This window comes from Streptomyces sp. NBC_00273, from assembly GCF_036178145.1.
In the GTDB taxonomy this organism is placed as follows: Bacteria; Actinomycetota; Actinomycetes; order Streptomycetales; family Streptomycetaceae; genus Streptomyces.
In genome coordinates this window covers 5,273,688-5,286,947 of record NZ_CP108067.1, presented here as the reverse complement: position 1 = coordinate 5,286,947, position 13,260 = coordinate 5,273,688, and the positions used below count along the sequence as shown (strand labels likewise).

Annotated in this window: 12 protein-coding genes and 2 tRNA genes; 6 read left to right on the top strand and 8 right to left on the bottom strand. The window is 69.2% G+C overall.

Annotated elements, in window-relative coordinates:
* Positions 1-12 precede the first annotated feature (12 nt).
* Both OG386_RS23225 and OG386_RS23220 read right to left on the bottom strand, forming a co-directional pair.
* Positions 13-906, bottom strand: coding sequence for a DUF2797 domain-containing protein (locus OG386_RS23225; RefSeq protein ID WP_328789729.1), 894 nt, complete (start codon positions 904-906; stop codon positions 13-15).
* The gene (locus OG386_RS23220; protein WP_266594844.1) at positions 903-1,337 is read right to left on the bottom strand and encodes an Lrp/AsnC family transcriptional regulator; all 435 of its coding nucleotides are present in this window, start codon (positions 1,335-1,337) and stop codon (positions 903-905) included. Before OG386_RS23220 ends, OG386_RS23225 begins: the two co-directional genes overlap by 4 nt.
* A gap of 107 nt (positions 1,338-1,444) precedes the next feature.
* On the opposite strand from OG386_RS23220, the gene OG386_RS23215 reads away from it, so the two are divergent.
* Positions 1,445-2,356 (top strand): SMP-30/gluconolactonase/LRE family protein, encoded by a 912-nt coding sequence (locus OG386_RS23215; protein ID WP_328789728.1) that lies wholly within the window; start codon positions 1,445-1,447, stop codon positions 2,354-2,356.
* Positions 2,357-2,368: 12 nt separating this feature from the next.
* On the opposite strand, the gene OG386_RS23210 is transcribed toward OG386_RS23215, so the two are convergent.
* Together OG386_RS23210 and OG386_RS23205 are read right to left on the bottom strand one after the other, a co-directional pair.
* Complete coding sequence (locus tag OG386_RS23210; RefSeq protein ID WP_327384463.1) at positions 2,369-2,734, bottom strand: PH domain-containing protein; 366 nt, start codon at positions 2,732-2,734, stop codon at positions 2,369-2,371.
* A 516-nt stretch (positions 2,735-3,250) separates the two neighbouring features.
* Positions 3,251-4,186 (bottom strand): hypothetical protein, encoded by a 936-nt coding sequence (locus tag OG386_RS23205; RefSeq protein ID WP_328789727.1) that lies wholly within the window; start codon positions 4,184-4,186, stop codon positions 3,251-3,253.
* Between the two features lie 915 nt (positions 4,187-5,101).
* On the opposite strand from OG386_RS23205, the gene OG386_RS23195 reads away from it, so the two are divergent.
* Both OG386_RS23195 and OG386_RS23190 read left to right on the top strand, forming a co-directional pair.
* Entirely contained in the window at positions 5,102-5,584 is a 483-nt protein-coding gene (locus tag OG386_RS23195) for a tyrosine-type recombinase/integrase (protein ID WP_328793320.1), read from the top strand.
* Positions 5,515-5,715, top strand: coding sequence for a hypothetical protein (locus tag OG386_RS23190; RefSeq protein WP_328789726.1), 201 nt, complete (start codon positions 5,515-5,517; stop codon positions 5,713-5,715). Before OG386_RS23195 ends, OG386_RS23190 begins: the two co-directional genes overlap by 70 nt.
* Before the next feature lie 80 nt (positions 5,716-5,795).
* Here OG386_RS23190 and OG386_RS23185 read toward each other — a convergent pair.
* Both OG386_RS23185 and OG386_RS23180 read right to left on the bottom strand, forming a co-directional pair.
* Positions 5,796-5,868: transfer RNA gene (locus OG386_RS23185), tRNA-Arg, on the bottom strand.
* A 218-nt stretch (positions 5,869-6,086) separates the two neighbouring features.
* A tRNA-Ser gene (locus OG386_RS23180) sits at positions 6,087-6,177 on the bottom strand.
* A gap of 188 nt (positions 6,178-6,365) precedes the next feature.
* Between OG386_RS23180 and OG386_RS23175 the strand changes: the two genes are divergently transcribed.
* The 3 genes from OG386_RS23175 (at position 6,366) to OG386_RS23165 (ending at position 10,833) form a co-directional block, all read left to right on the top strand.
* A complete protein-coding gene (locus OG386_RS23175) occupies positions 6,366-6,791 on the top strand; it encodes an SSI family serine proteinase inhibitor (RefSeq protein WP_328789725.1) in 426 nt (141 codons plus the stop codon).
* A 120-nt stretch (positions 6,792-6,911) separates the two neighbouring features.
* Positions 6,912-10,244: a PAS domain-containing protein gene (locus OG386_RS23170; protein WP_328789724.1), complete on the top strand. Its 3,333-nt coding sequence runs from the start codon at positions 6,912-6,914 to the stop codon at positions 10,242-10,244.
* 13 nt (positions 10,245-10,257) lie between these two features.
* Complete coding sequence (locus OG386_RS23165) at positions 10,258-10,833, top strand: antibiotic biosynthesis monooxygenase (protein ID WP_327384437.1); 576 nt, start codon at positions 10,258-10,260, stop codon at positions 10,831-10,833.
* Between the two features lie 13 nt (positions 10,834-10,846).
* Here OG386_RS23165 and OG386_RS23160 read toward each other — a convergent pair whose 3' ends face one another.
* Both OG386_RS23160 and OG386_RS23155 read right to left on the bottom strand, forming a co-directional pair.
* A complete protein-coding gene (locus OG386_RS23160) occupies positions 10,847-12,496 on the bottom strand; it encodes a long-chain fatty acid--CoA ligase (protein WP_328789723.1) in 1,650 nt (549 codons plus the stop codon).
* A 160-nt stretch (positions 12,497-12,656) separates the two neighbouring features.
* Positions 12,657-13,190: a SigE family RNA polymerase sigma factor gene (locus tag OG386_RS23155; protein ID WP_327384434.1), complete on the bottom strand. Its 534-nt coding sequence runs from the start codon at positions 13,188-13,190 to the stop codon at positions 12,657-12,659.
* Between the last annotated feature and the right edge of the window lie 70 nt (positions 13,191-13,260).

The following is a 13,260-nucleotide window of genomic DNA, read 5'->3' as shown; positions in this document are numbered from 1 at the left end:
CTTCCAGCGGTGTCAGAACAGCCCGCCCTGCTCGGCGGGAGCCGCGGAGGCGGACGGGATCGGCGCGGTCGGGACGGAGGTCACGGCCTCGTCCCCCGGGGCGGTGAGCTCCCAGCCCGCCAACAGTCGGGTGTCCACCACGAGTCCGTCCGCGAGGTGCAGATCAGGACCGGCCGCGCCCGCGAGCCGGCCCACGACGGACCCGCCGGACACCATCTCGGTGAGCACCCGCGCCGGCCCGGGCAGGCCCGGCAGGGCGTCCAGCCCGAACGCCCCCGCGTGGTCGACCACTTCGCACTCCACCCGCTCCAGCGACTCCGGCCACCCGGGCAGCGCCGCCGCCCGTGCGTGCAGCTCGACGACCTCCCGGGCCCGCTCGGGCGCGGTCGGCAAATGGGCCCGTACGCCGCGCTTACGGGCGTACGCGATCCGGTCGGGCACCCCGAGCGCCGCCCGCAGCAGCTCCTCGGTGCGCCGGGTGGCCATCAGCGGACCGCGCCCGAGCCAGGCCCAGGCCACCGCCCCCTGCTCCAGCAGCCGGGCCGAGCCGCGCTCCTCGGCCGTGATCCCGACCTTGACCATGCCGGGACCGAACCAGGCCAGGTAGACCCGATAGGTGCGCGGATCAGCGGCGTTGGTGTCGGCCGCCACGGAGAACGACCGGTCGAGGCGGGCGCACTCGGGGCACTGCGCGTTCCCGGCACGGCCCGGCACGGTATCCGCGGTGGGGCAGGGCGTCCGTTTCCCGGCCCGCCGCACACCGAGGCAGTGCCGCTCCCCGCGTGCCGCGAAGGCGATCCGCTGCCCGTACGCGAGCTCGCTCAACCGCTCGCCGCGCCCCTCCCCGTACCACCCGATGGCGGGGCGGCCGTCCTTCCACCGGATCCCGGTGCACCACCAGGTCACAGCGGGAGCGGCCGCTCGAAGAAGGTGTCCAGGACGACGGTGGCGTGCGTACCGCTGACCCCGTCGATGGCGTAGAGGCGGCGCAGCACGTCCTGCAGTTGTTCGGTCGAGGCCGTACGCACCTTGACCAGCAAGGACGCACTGCCCGCGATGATGTGCGCCTCCTGGATCTCGGGGATCGCTGCGAAGTCGGCACCGGACTCGCCCATCCAGGCATTGGAGTCGACCATCACGTAGGCCAGGACTCCGCTGCCGACGGCCGCCGGGTCGACGTCGACGGTGGTCCGCCGGATCACCCCGCGTTCGCGCAGTTTCCGCACCCGCTCGTGGGTGGCCCCCGCCGAGAGCCCGACGGCCGTGCCGAGAGCGGCGTACGACTGGCCGGCGTCCTGCTGCAGGCGCAGGACGAGCGCACGGTCGATGTCGTCCACGCAATCTTCCTCTCATGGGCCTGTCGACCCTTGCGAAGACGGTACCTGATCCTGCAATCTCACCTCCAGGCCGAACAGGATTCGGCGTGACTCTTCCAGGGGGAATCATGTCTGCCATAGCCGACCTCGCCTTGTACGAGATTCTGGACGAGCGCTTCCAGACCGGCCGCTGCGCCAACGGCGACGCCCGGCTGGATCGGCTCCACGACGACTGTCGCTGGGCGGAGGGCCCGCTCTACCTGCCCGCCTGGCGGCAACTGGTGTGGAGCGACATCCCCAACGACCGGATGCTGCGCTGGGACGAGGCGACCGGCGCGGTCTCCGTCTTCCGCTCCCCGGCCGGCCACTCCAACGGCAACACCCTGGACCGCGAAGGCCGCCTGATCACCTGTGAACAAGGCAACCGGCGCGTCACCCGCACCGAACCCGACGGCAGCCTGACCGTGATCGCCGACCGCATCGACGGCAAGCGGCTCAACAGCCCGAACGACGCGGTCGTCCGCTCGGACGGCTCCATCTGGTTCTCCGACCCGGACTTCGGCATCACCAGCGACTACGAGGGCCACCGCGCACCCAGCGAGATCGGCGCCTGCAACCTCTACCGGGCCGACCCCTCGACGGGCGAGGTCCGGACCGTCGCCGACGGCTTCCTCGGCCCCAACGGCCTGGTCTTCTCCCCCGACGAGAGCGAGCTGTACGCCGCGGACAGCCGGGCCGGCCACATCCGCGCCTTCAAAGTTGCCGACGACGGCACCCTCACCGACGACCGCGTCTTTGCCGCCTGCCCCGGGGTCGACAACATCCGCTTCGATGACGAGGGGCGACTGTGGGCGGCCGCCATGGAGAACGGCGTCCAGTGCTACGCCGCGGACGGCACCCTGATCGGCCGCCTCCGCGTCCCCGAACCGGTCTCGAACATCGCCTTCGGCGGCCCCAAGAACAACCGCCTCTTCATCACCGCCACCACATCCCTCTACTCCCTGGTGATGTCGGTGACGGGCCTGCCCCGGGTCCTCTGAGGGCCGGGCCGCCTACCGGGCGACGAACTGGGTCAGGATCGCCTGCACCTCGTAGATGTCGACGCCCTTGGTGAAGGTCTTCTCGATCGGCGCCGAGCTGCCGGATATCCATATCTTGAGCTCGGCGTCGAGATCGAAGTGCCCGGCGGTCTCGACGGAGAAGTGCGTGATGCTCCGGTACGGGATGGAGTGGTACTCCACCTTCTTCCCCGTGATCCCCTGCTTGTCGACGAGCACCAGCCGCCGGTCGGTGAACAGGATCGTGTCCCGGATCAGCAGGTACGCGGCGTGGACCTGCTCCCCCTGCCCCAGCAGCCGCGCGTAGTCCCGCTGCGCCGACACGGGGTCGACGGTGTGCGCATTCCCGAACAGTCCCATGAGTGCCCCCGTTTTCCAGCTCCGGATTCCCGGCTTCGAACGATCTCCACAAACCGTACCGAGGCAAGCCCCTCGCCCACGTCCCCCGCCAGAGCCATCCCACCCCTGACATCCTCCGGGGGACCCCGTCCCCATCAAGGAGGAGACGGCGGGCCGTCAGGACATACGACTGAGGCCCCCAGGATTTCTCCTGGGGGCCTCAGCCTTGCTGTGCACTCGGCAGGATTCGAACCTGCAACCTTCTGATCTGTAGGCGCGTGCCGCTCCCACACACACTGGCACCGCCCTCGGCAGATGCACGTCTGGCTGGTCACTGAGATTGCGTGACGTCCGTGGATGTCCGCCGATGTTGATGTCAGCGGCTGATGTCACACAGGCAGGGGCCGGACTGGAAGATCGGTTCTACAGAGCAGGCTGACATCCGACACCGCAACGAAGCACGCTGCGCGGGTCGCAGCACAACAACCCGAACTGCGGCGCAAAGGATTCCCCTCCAAGGGAAGGCACACCCCAGCCTTATTCCCTAGCGCTGGCCTCTTCGTCATCTGAACGCTTGATCTGGCCCCCCTCATAAGCATTTCGGGCCGCGGCCAACACCCGCTTAACTACACCCTCAACCATGTCGTGTTGCTTACTACTCCCCTCCTCAAGCCTGTTTGTCAATCGCTCAGCTTGAAGTACATAGCTGGTCACTAGCGGCTGACGGTAGTAAAGGTTCAACTGATCCATCGCTAGCTTCTGAGCCGCGAAGAATGTCTTGCCAATGTAAGCCGATACACCAGTCCCAATGACCGTCAATGAACCCACAACGACCTGCGCCGCCGGATCGGTTGCGACCCTTAGAGAAATAAAGGCTCCAGTAACCAACATTGCGAATCCGCAGACCGTTGCCGCCCAGCAACTATGCGAGGCAATCTTGGCTTGCCTCGTGGTGAGCTCCTGGTACACCTTCATCTGCGCTCTATTGATCTCGATAAGGTTTTGAAGGTCAAGATCTCTCAGCCATCTGGAGCTCACTTCACCTCCGCGAGCGTGGCCAAGATCTGACGCAGCTCGGGCCGCTTCCCGCGCATGCTCATACCTATAGCGTCCGATCATCAAGCATGCGTAGCAGATGAGCAGGCCAGCACCGAAAATCAGGAGGCCCACGGGCCAGCCAGCCTTGAAGATTAGAGCGAGAGCAGCTCCGCAGAGGCAGACGATGAAAGCGGCCGCGGCCACACTCATAGCCTTGACGTAACCCTTAGAAGCACTTTTCCCGTCCTCGGTGTTCATCCACTGCGCTTGATTTCGCGCCGAAAAATATCGATAAACGTGATCGCTCCTGGTGTCATCTTCAGGAGTCCATCCGCTTACGATATCCTGGGCCGAGCTGGCGTCAAGAATCTCAACACCATCCGGGCTGGCGGCAATAAAATTATCACGCCACTCGGAATTCCCCTCATTCAACATGAGCACCTCCGATCCGCCCAATTCAAGCCTAGGTAGATCCGATCGCTTTCACATTTGGAGCGGCGTCGCCAGCCTGAAGTACACGAGTGATGCAGGCGCCAGGGTGCAGCACTACCATCGCTACTGATCCTTCCTTCATTCTAAAAACAGGATCAGAGCGGCCCGCGCTGCAACGGGCTCCTTTGCGACCTCACCGCCCATCTCCAGGGTGACATTTGGCTAGACGGAAATCAAGCTTCTTACCCACAGATTGAATTAGGAACCAACCGGCGCAGACCTGCGACTTCTCTGTGTGGATAGCGAGGTCTGGCGCTCTGCGCATAACTACTTGCCGGTATCACGCTGACGGTGGGCAGGGCCGACCGTTTTACTCGGGGCAGCCAGTGGCCTGGTGCCCTCCCGCCGGAATCCATGCCGGCGCGGGGGTGCTATCCGTCAGGCCGGGACTCATGTCGAGCCGCGCCGGACGCTGGGCCAGCCAACCCGATACACGCGGCCCGCCGTTCACCGCTCCGCCCTCCGTGACAGTGCGGACGTGCTCAAACCCATAACTCAGGTAGTTGAGCTGTAGCCCCGCGTTCTTCGTCCACGCGTCAAGGCAGAGCAAAATGCGCCGGAACGCTACGCCCGGCCGCGAGCCCAATCGAGCAGCCGCCCACCAAGGTCGAGTCCCGCGTGTGTCCTAGCAACTGTCAGCTTGTTCACGAACATGGATGGATCGGCGAGTTCCTTACTCGACCACAAGCCGTCCTCAGCGTCAGACGTAAGCGTTATCGTCGCGGCGGTGACCTCCCCGTCGCGGACCATGAAACGCCGTGCTCCGCTCGGCGCTCCAGCAGGCAGTCCGTGAAGTACTCGTGGCGCGCAACGTCGCCCGGCTCGTGGAGACACCCACCGTGAAACGCGAAGAAGTGCATCCCCTGGTCGCAACGGAAGTGCGGAGTCCTGAAGTACGCCCGGACTCACCGTCTGTACGCGCTGTGGCAGCTGCTGATCTCGACCAAGCTGCGGCGCGGGGAAGTCCTGGAACTCACCTGGTCGGACGTCGACCTGGTGGACGGGCAGCTCAGGGTCCGGCGCACCCTCCAGCGAATCCGGCAAGAGCTGATCTTCGGCACGCCGAAGACGGCGCGCTCCATCCGTACCGTGTCTCTCCCCAAGCGGTGCGTGGAGGCGTTGCTCGCCCGCCAGCCAAGCGGACTGATCTTCACGACGTCGACCGGTCGTGCCATCGACCCCCGCAGCATGAACCGGATGCTCACGATCTTGTGTGGCAATGCCAAGGTCCGCTGGGTCCGCGTGCACGACTGCGCCACACATGCCGCTCATTGCTGCTTGCACAGGTCGTCGACGCTCACACGATCATGGAGACGCTCGGGCACAGCACGATCACGATGACGCTGGATACGTACGCACACGTCATGCAGACGACACTGCGAGCCGCCGCCGACCGGATGGACGACGCACTCGGCGTTGACGAATCCGGCGAGGAGGAAGGCGACGCTCGGGATGAGTCCCCGGCTGCCTGATCGATCCGGCTTCACACGTTAATGTCACCCGCTGACGCTAGAAGCCCCCTGGAGAATCTCCAGGGGGCTTCTAGCCTGTGTGCACTCGGCAGGATTCGAACCTGCAACCTTCTGATCCGTAGTCAGATGCTCTATCCGTTAAGCTACGAGTGCTTGGGCTTCCCGGGGTTTTTCGCCCCGTTGGCCTTGCGAGAACAACAATACATGGACCTCGCCGGGACGCGAAATCCATTACCCAAACCGCTGCTGACCTGCGGAAACGAGCCGGATGGAGATCATCCGGATGGGTTCACGCAGAGGGCTGAGCGGACCGGATCGCCCCGGAACGCATCGAAGCCCCGGTCCGTCAGGACCGGGGCTTCGATGAGGTGCGGAGGCGGAGGGATTTGAACCCTCGATGGGCGGTAAGACCCAAACCGCATTAGCAGTGCGGCGCCATAGACCGGACTAGGCGACGCCTCCAGCACACCCCCGCGTACGAGGGTGCGTGCAGATGATGACACAGGCGCAGGGCCCCTCACCAATCCGCTCCCACGGTACAAGGCGGGACGGCCGGAGGGCAAAGCCTTAAAGCAGCCGCTGCACGCAACGTCAGCGCGCCCGCGTCGTTGGGCAGGCGTACGACGTGTACGGACGACCTGGAGTGCCCCATGCTGCGTCTCGCCGCCTTCGCCGTCACCTCCGCCCTGGCCGCCTCGGTGGCCGGGCCGTTGCCCCCGCTCCCGCTGGGCCAGCTGCTGGCGACGCCCGACCGCCTCACCATCGCCATGGCAGACACCGGAAACCGCCGTTTGGACCGGGAGTACCGGCTCGAATGCGGCCCCGCCGGCGGCGACCACCCGGAGGCGGAAGGGGCCTGCGCCCGGCTGGATCAGTTCGCCCGCGAGGGGAGGGACCCCTTCGCCCCCATCTCCAAGCGGCAGATCTGCAGCATGCAGTACGGGGGCCCGGCCACCGCCCGAATCACCGGTACCTGGAACGGCTACAAGGTGGACGCCACGTTTCGGCGGACCAACGGATGCGAAATCCGCCGCTGGGACGAGTTGGAACCTCTGCTTCCGAGTGGGCGTTCCTGACCTGGGAGGATGCGCAGGATGGGCGGTATCCACCACACATCGGCCACCCCACCGCGGGCCTGTGGCCTTAGACTCCTCCCGTGACTTGCCGGTAGTTGTTGGTCAGGGAGGAAGCTCGTCGTGAGCAGCAGGCCATCCCGAGGCGCTGCTCGCCTCGCAGCAATACTCGATGCCCTTCCGGACGCGCTGTTGCTCGTCAACGCCAACGGCACGGTCGTCAACGCCAATTCGATCGCGCTCGAGATCATGGAGAGCCCCGGCACCGGGCTCGTCGGCCGGGGCGTGCTCGACCTCCTGCCCGAGTTCGACTCCAAGCTGATCCCCGGCTCCATGCGCCGGCCCGGCGAGGACGACGGCGGCCGCACGAAGCCCAAGCGGATGATCGCGCGCCGTACCGACGGCTCCGAGTTCCCCGTCGAGCTCACCAGCGCCCATCTCGACGGACGCGACGCCTACCGCGAGCCGCAACCCTCGTACACGGGTGACGAGCTGCTGATGCTCGTGGTCCGTGACCTCTCGCAGACCGTGGACACCGAGGCCGAGCTGGCCCGGTCGCAGCGGCAGACCGAGATGATCCTGCGCGCCGCAGCCGAGGGTGTCGTGGGCACCGACACCGACGGACGGGTGGTGCTGGTCAACCCGGCCGCCGCCCAGATCCTCGGCTACCGCGCCACCGACCTCGGCAACCGCGAACTGCACGGCCTCATCCAGCACTCCCGCGCCGACGGCTCTCCCTTCCCCTTCGAGGAGTCCCCGCTCGCCGACACGCTGCGCAGCGGGCGCAAGCACCGCGTCCGCGGGCAGGTGCTGTGGAACAAGGCCGGACAGCCGGTCTCCGTCGACCTGACCACCTCGCCCGTACGGGACGGGGAACAGCTCGTCGGCGCCGTCATGACCTTCACCGACCGGCGGCCCTACGACGCCCTCGCCGCGCGGCACGCACAGCTGATGGCCGTCCTCGGCGAGTCCCTGCGGGGGCCGCTGGACGAGTTGCGCGGTGAGCTGGCGACGCTGGCCGCCGACGACGCCGGACAGCTGTGGCCCGAGGCCAACCAGCTGCTGCACCACCTGGCCGCCGGGTACTCACGGATGACCACGCTGGTGGACAACGTCCTCGGCTACCAGCGCCTGGACACCGGCCGGGACCGGCTCACGAAGAAGAAGGTCCTGATCAACACCGTCGTCACGGCGGGCGTCGACGGGGCCGTCGAGCTGATCGGTCCGGGCCGCGCGCAGTTCGCCGTCCACGCGCCGACCATCGAGGCGGAGGTGGACGCGGACCGGATCTCGACCGCACTCGCCCACCTGGTCGCGGACGTGGCCGGGGTGGACGCGACCGGCAAGACCCGCCAGGGCAGCGGCTACAGCGACTCGACGATCGTGGTGGCCGCCGCGCAGCGCGGCGATGTCGTACGGATCGAGGTGCGCGGGCCGTACGAGGGCGGGAGCCCGGTCCACGAGCCGATCGTGCGGGGGATCGTGGCCGCGCACGGCGGCGTGCTGCAGACGGTGGAGGTTCCGGGCGCGCCCGGCGGGGCGTACGTGCTGGAGCTCCCGCTCGGCTCGGGTGCCGGAACGGTGGTCCTGCCGGAGCCGGCGGAGGAGCCCCCGGCCGGTCCGGCCACGGACGGCGCGGGGACGACCGGGGGCGCGGCTCCCGGCAAGGTCTCCGGCGGCCGGCGTGGCCGGCGCGGCGTGGACGCCTTCCTGGACGACGAGAACACCGGCCCCCAGCCGGCTCAGGCCGCACAGGCCGCACAGGGTGGCGCGCTGGCGCTGCCGTCCGGGCGGCGGCGCGCGGGCGAGGCCGGCGACGCTCCCGAGACGGGCCCCGAACTCGCTCAGTCCCCGGTGAACCCGGCGGGACTCGGCACCGGGCGCAGGCGCGGCCGGGCCGGTGACGGCAGCAACGAGGCCGAAGGCACCGGCGGGCACGACGGCCCCGGGCGGCCCGTGCCCCCGCAGGGCACCGCCATGCCCGCGCTCCCGCCCGTCCCCGCGGTGCCCCCGGTTCCGGTGACCGAGCATCCTGCCGGGCGGCGCCGGGCACTGGGCCCGGCCGGTCCGGCGCAGCCCGGCGGCCCCGTCCCCGCGACCGGGCTCGGGCCTGCCCCCGCTCCCGCTCCCGCGCGGCCCATCGCCCCCGAGGGCGGCTTCGCACTGCCCGCCGGCCCGACACCGGCTCCCGCCGCGGCCGACTCCGACGCCCCGGGCGGGCGGCGCGGTCGCCGGGTGCTGGGCGCCCCGGGCGCCGAGCCCGAGGCCGCCACCGCCGCCGCGGCCGCCGCCGCGCAGCCCGACGAGTCCGCCGAGAACCCGACCGGGCGGCGCCGCGCGCTGGCCGGCGCTCCGGCGTGGCCGGTTCCGGCGGCCCGTACCGCTCCCGAGGACGGCGAGACCTCCGGCCAGGTCGCGGTCCCCGGTGCGCGTCGGCCGCAGGACGCCCCGGCGGAGGGCCAGGCCGCGCAGCCGATCAGCGTGCGCGCTCTCGGCACCCTCGGCCAGGGCATTTCCGTCGACCCGGGCGGCTCCGGCGCGGCCTCCGGGTCTGAGGCCACTTCCGGTTCCGGCCGCCGTCGCCGGCTCGCCGAGCCCGCCCCGCAGGGCCGTGCCTTCGCGATAGGGGCGCCCGAGGCCGGCGCCGACGAGGGCCCCGAGCCGCTGGACGGCCCGGGAGGCGCCGTCGAGGTCGTCAACCGCCCCGCGCCGCGTCCCGTGGACGACGAGCTGCCGCCGGAGCCGCTGGACAACCCGCGTCGGCTCCTGGTGTGGCCCGCGCCCGACGTGCAGACGCAGCAGGCGCTGAGCGACCGCGGCTACCGGCCGGTGATCGTGAACTCCCGCGAGGAGGTGGACGCGCAGATCGCCGCGTTCCCCGCCGCGCTGTTCGTCGACCCGCTGACCGGGCCGATCACCCGGACGGCCTTGCAGTCCCTGCGCCAGGCCGCGGTGGCCGCGGAGGTCCCCGTACTGGTCACGGCCGGGCTGGGGCATGCCACGCGCGAAGCGGCGTACGGCGCCGACCCCGCCGTGCTGCTGAAGGCACTGGCACCGCGCGACAGCGAACAGCACCCCTCCCGGGTGCTGCTGATCGAGGAGCGCGACGAGATCGCGACCGCGCTGACCGCCGCCCTGGAGCGGCGCGGCATGCAGGTCGCACGGGCGGGTGCCGACACCGACGCCGTGGAACTTGCGACGCGGATGCGGCCCAACCTGGTGGTCATGGACCTGATGCAGGTGCGCCGTCGGCGGGCCGGGATCGTGGACTGGCTGCGCGCCAACGGGCAGCTGAACCGCACCCCTCTGGTCGTCTACACCGCGACCGGCATCGACCCGGCCGAACTGCCGCGGCTCGCCTCCGGCGAGAGCGTCCTCTTCCTCGCGGAACGGTCCACCACGGCGGACGTCCAGGGCCGCATCGTGGACCTCCTGGCCAAGATCGGCACCAACTAGTAATCCTGGGCCGATGGCCATCATCAACACGAGCGAGCACACCGTCCCCGCCGACAACGGGGAGGTGAACCTGCTCATCGCACGGCAGGTGGAGCCCGGCCACGAGGAGACCTTCGAGGCTTGGGCCCACGGCATCCTGGAGACGGCCGCGGGCTTCCCGGACCACCTCGGGTACGGGCTCTTCCGGCCGGCGGCGGAGGGCGGGCCGTGGTTCCTGGTCCACCGCTTCCGCAACCAGGCCGCGTTCCAGCGCTGGCAGGACTCCCCTGAGCGGGCGCAGTGGTTCGCCAACTGCCTGGGCCACCACCACACGGAGATAGCCCGTCGGGAACTGCACGGCATGGAGACCTGGTTCGCCAAGCCGGGTACGACCCGGCCCGCGCCGCCGCGGTGGAAGATGGCGATCAGCTCCGGGCTGGCCATCTTCCCGATCTCGCTGGTCGGCAACGCGGTGCTCGGGCCGTACCTGGTGGATCTGCACTTCGTGCTGCGGACGGCCGCCTTCGCCGTCGTGTTCAGCACCCTGATGACCTACCTGGCCATGCCCGCAGTCAGCAGGCTGCTGCGGCCATGGCTCACCCGGGGTTAGGCGCCCGCGGTCGTCAGTCGAGCTTGGTGACGTCCAGCGCGCCGTCCGCGTACTGCTTGCGGATCACCTTCTTGTCGAACTTGCCGACGCTGGTCTTCGGCACCGCCTCGATGAACGTCCAGCGCTCCGGCAGCTGCCATTTGGCGATGGTCTGGGAGAGGAACTCGCGCAGACCCGTGTAGTTCACGCTCGCGCCCTCCTTGAGGACGACCGTGGCCAGCGGGCGCTCTCCCCACTTCTCGTCGGGAACGGCGACGACGGCGGCCTCGGCGACCTCGGGGTGCGCCATCAGCGCGTTCTCCAGGTCCACGCTGGAAATCCACTCGCCGCCGGACTTGATGACGTCCTTGGCCCGGTCGGTGAGGGTGAGGAAGCCGTCGGCGCTGATCACACCGACGTCGCCGGTCTTGAGCCAGCCGTCAGCGCTGAACTTGTCCTCGGGCCGGAAGGATTCGCCGGACGCGCCGCCGTAGTAGGAGCTCGCGATCCAGTTGCCGCGCACCTCCAGCTCGCCCGCCGACTCGCCGTCCCAGGGCAGGAGGTCGCCGGCGGGGCCGATCAGCCGGGCCTCGACGCCCGCCGGGAAGCGGCCCTGGGTGATCCGGTAGGGCCACTCCTCCTCGGCGCTCAGGCCGGCCGGCGGGTGCGCCATCGTGCCCAGCGGCGAGGTCTCGGTCATGCCCCAGGCGTGGCACACACGGACGCCGAGCTTGTCGTACGCCTCCATCAGGGCGGGCGGACAGGCCGAACCGCCGATGGTGACGTGCTTCATCGAGGTCAGGTCGCGCGGGTTGGCGGTGACCTCGGCCAGCAGTCCCTGCCAGATGGTGGGGACGGCTGCGGCGTGCGTGGGCTTCTCCCGCTCGATCATCTCGGCGAGCGGGGCGGGCTGCAGGAAGCGGTCCGGCATCAGCATGTTGATACCGGTCATGAAGGTGGCGTGCGGCAGTCCCCAGGCGTTCACGTGGAACTGCGGGACCACGACGAGAGTGGTGTCCCGGTCCGTCAGGCCCATCGACTCGGCCATGTTCACCTGCATGGAGTGCAGGTAGACCGAGCGGTGGGAGAAGACGACGCCCTTGGGCTCCCCGGTGGTGCCGGAGGTGTAGCACATCGCGGCGGCCTGGCGCTCGTCCAGCTCGGGCCAGTCGAAGCTGTCGGAGGCGCCGTCGAGGAGCTCCTCGTACTCGTGCACGCGCACGTTCAGGCCTTCGAGCGCGGAGCGGTCGCCGATGCCGCTGACCACCACGTGCTCGACGGTCGGCAGGTGCGGCAGCAGCGGCGCGAGCAGGGGCAGCAGCGTGCCGTTGACCAGCACCACCCGATCGGCGGCGTGGTTGACGATGAAGACCAGCTGATCAGGAGGGAGCCGCAGGTTGAGGGTGTGCAGGACCGCGCCCATGGAGGGGATCGCGAAGTACGCCTCGACGTGCTCGGCGTTGTTCCACATCAGCGTGGCGACCCGCTCGTCCTGCTGCACTCCGAGCTCGTCGCGCAGGGCGCCGGCGAGACGGGTGGCACGGTTGCCGATCTCGGCGAAGCTGCGGCGGTGCGGCTCAGCCTCCCCGGTCCAGGTCGTGACCTGGGACTTCCCGTGGATCGTCATCCCGTGTCGGAGTATGCGGGTGACGAGGAGCGGTACGTCCTGCATGGTGCTGAGCAAAGCGTCCTCCCGGTGAGCGCTGCGGCGCTGCGGCGGCTACGGATGCTGCCGATTCTGCGCACGTACCGGTCGGTCTGTCACTACCCGGGAGTAGAAACCAGGGCGTGTTTCACGTGAAACACGCCCGGACGCCCTCGTGTTTCACGTGAAACACCATCCGTCACCGGACCGGCGTGAGCTCAGGGTCCTCGCGGAGCTTGCCCAGCGCGCGGGAGACCGCGCTCTTGACCGTGCCGACCGACACCCCGAGCAGCTCCGCCGTCTGCACCTCGCTCAGGTCCTCGTAGTACCGCAGGACGACCATGGCCCGCTGTCGGTCGGGCAGCCGGGTCACCGCACGCCACATCGCGTCGCGCAGCGCCTGCGCCTCGGCGGGGTCTCCGGCCGAGACCGCCTCGGACTCCGGGAGCTCGTCGCATGCGAACTCGTCGACCTTGCGCTTGCGCCACTGGGAGGTACGGGTGTTGACGAGGGTCCGACGGACGTAGCCGTCCAGAGCGCGGTGGTCCTCGATCCGGTCCCAGGCCACGTACGTCTTCGCGAGGGCGGTCTGGAGCAGGTCCTCCGCATCGCACGGGTTGGCGGTGAGGGAGCGCGCGGTGCGCATCAGGACCGTGCCGCGGGTCCGGACGTACGCCGAGAACGACGGGTACGACGTCGGGTTCGAGGCGAGTGTGCACACAGGCGTGGTCATGTCTCCACGCTAGGAGCGCCCGTCCGCCGTGGGATCGGCCGCAGGTGCCGATGGTGGATCCACCTCAGGT

Bases quoted from the DNA above. Each gene is read 5' to 3' on its own strand.
- OG386_RS23155 (WP_327384434.1), bottom strand. From the start codon at position 13,190: ATGACCACGCCTGTGTGCACACTCGCCTCGAACCCGACGTCGTACCCG.
- OG386_RS23205 (WP_328789727.1), bottom strand. From the start codon at position 4,186: ATGTTGAATGAGGGGAATTCCGAGTGGCGTGATAATTTTATTGCCGCC.
- OG386_RS23175 (WP_328789725.1), top strand. From the start codon at position 6,366: ATGCTGCGTCTCGCCGCCTTCGCCGTCACCTCCGCCCTGGCCGCCTCG.
- OG386_RS23165 (WP_327384437.1), top strand. From the start codon at position 10,258: ATGGCCATCATCAACACGAGCGAGCACACCGTCCCCGCCGACAACGGG.
- OG386_RS23210 (WP_327384463.1), bottom strand. From the start codon at position 2,734: ATGGGACTGTTCGGGAATGCGCACACCGTCGACCCCGTGTCGGCGCAG.
- OG386_RS23215 (WP_328789728.1), top strand. From the start codon at position 1,445: ATGTCTGCCATAGCCGACCTCGCCTTGTACGAGATTCTGGACGAGCGC.